The organism is Acinetobacter sp. CIP 102637 (assembly GCF_000368425.1).
Classification (GTDB): Bacteria; Pseudomonadota; Gammaproteobacteria; order Pseudomonadales; family Moraxellaceae; genus Acinetobacter; species Acinetobacter parvus.
Genome location: NZ_KB849435.1, coordinates 56,922 through 59,158 on the forward strand (window position 1 = coordinate 56,922; position 2,237 = coordinate 59,158).

Annotated in this window: 2 protein-coding genes and 1 pseudogene; 2 read left to right on the forward strand and 1 reads right to left on the reverse strand. The window is 39.7% G+C overall.

Features of this window, described 5'->3' with window-relative positions; genetic code table 11:
* Positions 1 to 44: 44 nt before the first annotated feature.
* A pseudogene (locus tag F967_RS13545) lies at positions 45 to 134 on the reverse strand (DUF4440 domain-containing protein); the annotation flags it as partial.
* 76 nt (positions 135 to 210) lie between these two features.
* Here F967_RS13545 and F967_RS03470 point away from each other — a divergent pair.
* Both F967_RS03470 and F967_RS14275 read left to right on the forward strand, forming a co-directional pair.
* Complete coding sequence (locus tag F967_RS03470) at positions 211 to 1,941, forward strand: class I SAM-dependent DNA methyltransferase (RefSeq protein WP_004798226.1); 1,731 nt, start codon at positions 211 to 213, stop codon at positions 1,939 to 1,941.
* On the forward strand, positions 1,931 to 2,089 hold the full coding sequence (locus tag F967_RS14275; RefSeq protein WP_004760777.1) for a hypothetical protein: 159 nt from the start codon (positions 1,931 to 1,933) through the stop codon (positions 2,087 to 2,089). The genes F967_RS03470 and F967_RS14275 overlap by 11 nt, the downstream gene beginning before the upstream one ends.
* Positions 2,090 to 2,237: the final 148 nt, after the last annotated feature.

A 2,237-nucleotide genomic window follows, 5' to 3' on the forward strand; every position in this document is an offset into this window, starting at 1 on the left:
AGGAATCCCCGTCCTTTAGGTCGGGGAGGATGTCAACTATTTCATCAAACATCCCGTAAGATGGTTTGCCCTGTACGTGGATTGGTGAGCGTTACATTTTCCAAGGCATGGATTTGCCATAAATGATTCTGTCTTAACTGTGCTAACGTAATAAACTATTGAAGATTAAGTATAAAACCACAGCGGTTGATCATTGATTGAGGATAAAGAATGAACTCATTGGAACAAAAGTTTCTAAATGACTTAGATGATAAGCTTTGGAAAGCCGCTGATAAATTACGTAGTAGCTTAGATGCTGCCAACTACAAGCATATTGTGCTTGGATTAATTTTCCTAAAATATGTATCAGATGCTTTTGATGAACGTCAGTCTGAACTTAAAGATTTATTTGCTCAAGCGGATGATCACAACATCTATTACATGCCTCGTGATCAATACCACACAGAAGAAGAATATCAACAAGCAATCGCTGATGAATTAGAAATTATTGATTATTATCAAGAAAAAAATGTGTTTTGGGTGCCTAAAGCGGCACGTTGGACGACTTTACAAAATACAGCCGCTTTAGCGATTGGTTCGATCATTTGGCAAGATGAACATGGGCAAGATGTCAAACTACGTTCTATCTCTTGGTTAGTGGATAATGCTTTTGATGAAATTGAGAAAGCTAATCCTAAATTAAAAGGTATTCTGAATCGTATAGGACAGTACCAGCTTGATAATGACAAACTATTGGATTTGATCAATACTTTTTCGGACACGAGTTTTACCAAACCTGAATACAATGGTGAAAAACTCAGTCTGCACAGTAAAGACATTCTCGGGCATGTTTACGAATATTTTTTAGGGCAGTTTGCTTTAGCCGAAGGCAAGCAAGGTGGGCAATATTACACACCTAAAAGTATCGTGACTTTGATTGTAGAAATGCTGCAACCTTATAAAGGTCGAGTCTATGACCCTGCAATGGGTTCAGGTGGTTTCTTCGTTTCCAGTGAAAAGTTCATTGAACAACACGCACAGGAAAAGCATTACAAAGCATCTGAACAGAAAAAGCATATTTCGATTTACGGACAAGAAAGCAACCCAACCACCTGGAAACTTGCTGCCATGAATATGGCAATTCGTGGCATTGATTTTAACTTTGGTAAAAAGAATGCCGATACATTTTTAGATGATCAGCATCCAGACTTGCGTGCTGATTTCGTCATGGCAAATCCACCGTTCAATATTAAGGATTGGTGGCACGCTTCACTGGAAAGCGACGTACGTTGGAAATATGGCACACCGCCACAAGGCAATGCCAACTTTGCCTGGATGCAGCACATGCTGCACCATCTCTCACCAACGGGCAGTATGGCACTTTTACTTGCCAATGGTTCAATGAGTTCCAATACCAATAATGAGGGTGAAATCCGTAAAAATCTGATTGAAGCCGATCTGGTGGAATGTATTGTCGCATTACCAGGGCAACTGTTTACCAATACCCAAATCCCTGCCTGTATTTGGTTTTTGACTAAAGACAAAAAGAATGGCTTGTCCCTAGATAAAAAGAAAGCCAATCGTGAAGGCAAGACTCTGTTCATCGATGCTCGTAACTTGGGCTATATGAAAGATCGTGTACTACGTGACTTTACCGATGCTGATATTGCCAAAATTACTAATGCCTTACACGCCTGGCAACAAGGCGAAAATTTTGAAGGTGAAGCTTATCAGGATGAAAAAGGCTTTTGTTTCTCGGCTGAGTTAAAAGACATTCAAAAGCATGATTATGTATTGACCCCAGGGCGTTATGTGGGTGCAGTCGAGCAGGAAGATGATGGTGAACCTTTTGCCGAGAAGATGGCACGCTTAACAGGACAATTGAAACAGCAATTTGCTGAAAGTGCTGTACTGGAAAGTGAAATCAAAAAGAATTTAAAAGGTTTGGGTTATGAGTTTTGAGTTAAGCTCTGATTATCGGCAATGGTTGCAACAGCTTAAAAGTCAATTTCAGCATACCCAACAAAATGCAGTTCGTGCGGTCAATACTGAGATGCTCAAATTTTATCCATTGGAGCGTAAAACCTCGGGGTTTAGCCTGAGGATATAAGCGACTGGCGTAAGCCATACGACATGAAATGTCGTTTTAAATACTTTTGCTATAATCACTATTAAGAAAAATACGGTTAAAATAATTGTATGAAGACACTCAAATTACGCATAAAAGACAAACATTGCAAGATGCTAGACCAACTAGC